5 protein-coding genes are annotated in these 4,598 nt (G+C 36.4%); 3 read left to right on the forward strand and 2 right to left on the reverse strand.

What is annotated here, in order from left to right:
• The coding region (locus ACY2V1_RS01410) for a MotE family protein (protein WP_461833005.1) at positions 1–665 on the reverse strand (665 nt) is incomplete at its 3' end.
• The gene (fliJ, locus tag ACY2V1_RS01415; RefSeq protein ID WP_461833006.1) at positions 592–1,029 is read right to left on the reverse strand and encodes a flagellar export protein FliJ; all 438 of its coding nucleotides are present in this window, start codon (positions 1,027–1,029) and stop codon (positions 592–594) included. The genes ACY2V1_RS01410 and fliJ, both read right to left, overlap by 74 nt.
• A gap of 81 nt (positions 1,030–1,110) precedes the next feature.
• Between fliJ and ACY2V1_RS01420 the strand changes: the two genes are divergently transcribed.
• From ACY2V1_RS01420 to ACY2V1_RS01430, 3 genes are all read left to right on the forward strand, one after another.
• The gene (locus tag ACY2V1_RS01420) at positions 1,111–3,036 is read left to right on the forward strand and encodes a molybdopterin biosynthesis protein (RefSeq protein ID WP_461833007.1); all 1,926 of its coding nucleotides are present in this window, start codon (positions 1,111–1,113) and stop codon (positions 3,034–3,036) included.
• A 279-nt stretch (positions 3,037–3,315) separates the two neighbouring features.
• Positions 3,316–3,963: a fructose-6-phosphate aldolase gene (fsa, locus tag ACY2V1_RS01425; RefSeq protein ID WP_461833008.1), complete on the forward strand. Its 648-nt coding sequence runs from the start codon at positions 3,316–3,318 to the stop codon at positions 3,961–3,963.
• Between the two features lie 18 nt (positions 3,964–3,981).
• Positions 3,982–4,598: aminotransferase class I/II-fold pyridoxal phosphate-dependent enzyme (locus ACY2V1_RS01430; RefSeq protein WP_461833009.1), on the forward strand; the 617-nt coding region annotated here is incomplete at its 3' end.

Raw genomic sequence — 4,598 nt, forward strand, 5'->3', positions numbered from 1 at the left:
TATTTACCAAAAGGAGTCTGGAATTCTGTTAATGCTTCAGATAGTTCAGCTGCTTTTTTGGGATCCATATTGGTTAAGATTTCACCAGCGATTCGACCTTTCATGCCTGCCATTATTTTGACAGCAAGTTGTTTGTCAAGCGTCTCTAAGACCTTTGCAGCCCTTGCAGGATCCATATTAGAGTACACCTGTACAAGGTGTTTGATCTTTTTGTTTTTTAAAACTTCTGCCCTGTTTATTAGTTGTTCCAGTTTTTTGGCAAGCTGTTTTTGTTCCAACAGTTTTTTTTCTATCTTTTTCTCCAGTTTTTTTAGTTCCTGTTCTTTTCTTTTTAATTCCTGTTCTTTTGCCCTTAATTTTTCCCACTGCTTTGCTAAAAGTTTGTCTGAAGGCTTTGGAATATCAGCATTTTTTGGTTCTGCTGCCTGGGCAGATTTCACAGTAAAAACTGGAGTTGGAGCATGCTTTTTTTGTGAAACAGGATGTTGTATGGTCTTGGTTTTTTGTGGTCCTGGAATAATTTTTATGGAAAGATTATATATTAAATAGGATGTTTTCACCAAAGAGGTTATAATAATTAATGTAACAGTACTAATTAAGAGATTTTTCATATCTAAGCGTGGAAATTTCATCGATTTCTTTTTGTTCTCTTTTTTGTTCTTCATAAATAAACCTTTCATGGTCTTTTTGTTTTAATTTTTCCAATTTTTTCCTTTCAATGGTTTTTAAGATAAGATCTTGCCTTAAAATTTCTGCTTTTTGAGAGAGATCTTTTAACTCTTTTTTTAATTGGTCAATAGAGAGTAAAATATTTTTTTCAGATTCTTTGTATAACCAGAGAGAGTGTTCAGACAAATTACCCATTGAAATCACTTTTGAAATTTGTTCAAGTTCTTGCTCATATTGATTTATTTGCTCTTTTTTTTGGGATATTAAAGATAGTATTTTTGCCAGGCGCATTTTTGCCTGTTCTTCAATTTGTTCTCTATAATCAAGTATGCGCTGAAGTCTAAATTGAAATTTAGCCATTTTTTATCCAAGATATTTTCTTGCCAATAGTCTCAACAATGATTACCTTTGCCTTTCAAAAAATAGCCAAGGAAGAGTGTCATGAGAGATAAACGTTCTATATATTTAAATACAATTTCCATACCAGAGGCAATTTTTAATATCAAGAAAGTTATGGATATTCAACTAAAAGAAGAGGTTGTCCCAACTCATATGGCCACTCATAGAATCACATCACGGCCTGTTTATGCGAAATATTCCTCCCCCACATATCACAGTGCAGCCATGGATGGGATTTGTGTTAGGGCCAAAGATACCTTTGGCGCTAGAGAAGGAAATCCCATAAAACTAAAAAAAGGCAGGGACTTTCAATATGTAAATACAGGATATCCCATTCCCAAAGGCTTTGACGCAGTCATAATGATAGAATATGTCCAAAAAATTGACGATGAATATGTGTCTATTGAAAAGGCTGCTTATCCCTATCAACATGTGAGGAAAATTGGTGAAGATATTGTTGCAACTGAGATGATAATCCCCCAAAACCATCAGATTACTCCCTATGATATTGGGGCTCTATTATCTGGTGGAATTTATGAGCTCTTTGTAAAGGAAAAAGTAAAGATATCCATTATACCAACTGGAGATGAGGTATTGGACTTTGAGCGTAGGCCTAAGCCAGCTATAGGACAGGTTATTGAGAGCAATTCAATGATGCTTAAGGCAATGGCAGAAAAGTGGGGATGTATTGTGAAGAGAATCCCACCAGTTGAGGACGATTTAGATAAAATATGTGAGGCCCTATACAGGGAACTGGAATCAGATGCACATATTGTGGTGATAGGGGCAGGGTCATCTGCAGGAGATAAGGATTATTCCAGGCGGGCAATGGAGAGGTTTGGAGAAGTAATTGTACATGGTATATCTGCAATGCCAGGAAAGCCCAGTATCCTTGGCTTTAGCCATAAGTATAAAAAATTAATGGTAGGTGCCCCTGGATATCCTGTAAGCTCTGTTATTTGTTTTGAAAAACTCCTAAAGCCATTGATATATCATATTGTGTCCAGACCCATGGAGACCAGGCCCAAAATACAGGTCATGTTAAACAGGAGACTTCCATCAAAATTAGGGCAAACAGAATTTATCAGGGTCGCCATTGCTCGGGTGGGAAAAAGATATGTTGCAAATCCTATGAAAAGGGGAGCAAGTCAGATCACAACCCTAGTTAATGCTCAGGGTATTATTGAGATACCAGAAAATGTAGAAGGGATAAAAGAAGGGTCAATTGTGGACGCAGAACTTTTGGTTGATTTAAATTTAATAGAAAATACCCTTATGTGTGTTGGAAGTCATGACAATATCTTGGATCTCATTAAAAATGAACTCATGAAACGGGATAATCCAATAAGGCTATCTTCGACTCATGTTGGCAGTGTGGGTGGACTGGTGGCCTTAAATAGAGGCTCATGCCACTTTGCAGGATCCCATTTATATGATCCAGAATCTGGTGACTATAATTTCCCTTTTATAAAAAAATACATACCAGATAAAGAAGTGGCAGTGGTTAATCTGGCAATTAGACATCAGGGATTTATGGTAAAAAAAGGAAATCCCAAAGGGATTTGTGATGTAAAGGATTTAATTAGAAAAGATGTGGTTTTTGTAAATAGACAAAAGGGCTCTGGAACCAGGATATTGTTTGATGATTTACTGAAGAAAAATAATATATCGCCTGAAGATATAAATGGTTATGATAGGGAAGAGTTTACCCATATGGAGATTGGTGTGAATGTGTTATCAGGCACAGCTGACGTAGGAATGGGAATTTATGCAGCTGCCAAGGCATTGGGACTTGACTTTATAGAAGTTGCTAGGGAAAGATATGACCTGGTTATTTTAAAGGAGTTTTTAGAAGATCCAAAAATAAAAGCACTTTTAGAAATAATTTCCAGTGATTCCTTTAAGGCCAAAATTGAGGCCCTAGGAGGTTATGAGACTACTTTAACAGGTCGTTTTATGGAACCGTGATTAGTGATTAGTGATTCGTGATTCGTGATTAGGGAACAGGAAGAGGGAAGATAGTGAACCAATACACCAATATACCAATATACCAATAACCGTAATTCGTGATTGGTGATTCGTGATTAGGGAACAGGAAGAGGGAAGAGTAGTGAACCAATACACCAATACACCAATATACCAATAACCGTGAACAGTGATTTGTGATAAAATAAGATGAGTTCCGAATCACGATTTACGAATCACGAATTACGAATTACGAATCACGAAAAAAAAGGGGGTATTGACATGAAGTTTTTTATTGATACGGCAAATATTAAGGAAATTGAAGAAGCAAAAAAAATGGGACTCATTGACGGAGTTACAACAAATCCATCACTTATGGCAAAAGAGGGTGGAGATGTTAATGAAATTGCAAAAAAGATCTGTGAGCTAGTAGATGGACCTGTTAGTTTAGAAGTGCTTTCAACTGATTTTGAGGGCATGGTTAAAGAGGCAAGGGAACTTGTGAAATTTGGGCCAAATGTGGTTATTAAAATACCAATGACAGAAGAAGGGATTAAGGCTTCATATTTTCTGGAAAAAGAAGGTATTCCTACAAATGTGACTCTGGTCTTTTCTTTAAATCAGGCACTTTTGGTTGGAAAGATTGGAGCCTCCTATGTGAGTCCTTTTGTTGGAAGGTTGGATGATATTGGCCTAAAGGGTATGGATTTGATCCAGGAAATAGTTACTGTCTATAAAAATTATGACTTTAAAACCGAAATTATAGTGGCAAGTGTAAGGCATCCAGAACATGTAAGACAGGCGGCACTCTATGGAGCACATATAGCAACAATTCCATTTAAGGTAATTAAAAAGCTTGCAGCACACCCACTTACGGATATTGGTCTTGAGAAATTCTTAAATGATTTCAAAAAAGTACAAAAGGGATAAAAAAAGGAGTCATCTCTCATGGCATTTGTGAATGAAAATTTTCTAAAACTTCAAAAATCTTATTTGTTTGTTGAAATTGCAAAGAGGGTAGAGGAATTTCAAAAGGAAAATCCAGATACTGAGATCATAAGAATGGGTATTGGTGATGTTACTTTGCCTCTTCCCCAGGTATGCATACACGCCATGAAAAAGGCTGTTGAAGAGATGGGTGATCCATCTACTTTTAGGGGATATGGCCCTGAACAGGGATATGAGTTTCTGCGTGAAAAAATAGCCAAATATGATTTTAATGACAGAGGGGTTGATATTTCTAAGGATGAGATATTTGTAAGTGATGGGGCAAAATGCGATACTGGTAATTTTCAAGAGCTCTTTTCAAATGATGCAAAGGTGGCTATTCCTGACCCTGTGTATCCAGTGTACTTAGATACAAATGTTATGGCTGGGAGGTCTGGTGATTTAGTAGATGGTCGTTACAGCAATATAAAATACTTGGATTGTACTTATGAAAACAATTTTATTCCTGATCTTCCAGATGAGAAGGTGGATCTTATCTATTTATGCTTTCCAAATAATCCCACTGGAGCTACTATTACAAAGGAAGAATTAAAAAAATGGATAGATTATGCAAGGGA

Source organism: Desulfothermus sp. (genome assembly GCF_053993635.1).

Bases quoted from the DNA above. Each gene is read 5' to 3' on its own strand.
- fliJ (WP_461833006.1), bottom strand. From the start codon at position 1,029: ATGGCTAAATTTCAATTTAGACTTCAGCGCATACTTGATTATAGAGAA.
- ACY2V1_RS01420 (WP_461833007.1), top strand. From the start codon at position 1,111: ATGAGAGATAAACGTTCTATATATTTAAATACAATTTCCATACCAGAG.
- fsa (WP_461833008.1), top strand. From the start codon at position 3,316: ATGAAGTTTTTTATTGATACGGCAAATATTAAGGAAATTGAAGAAGCA.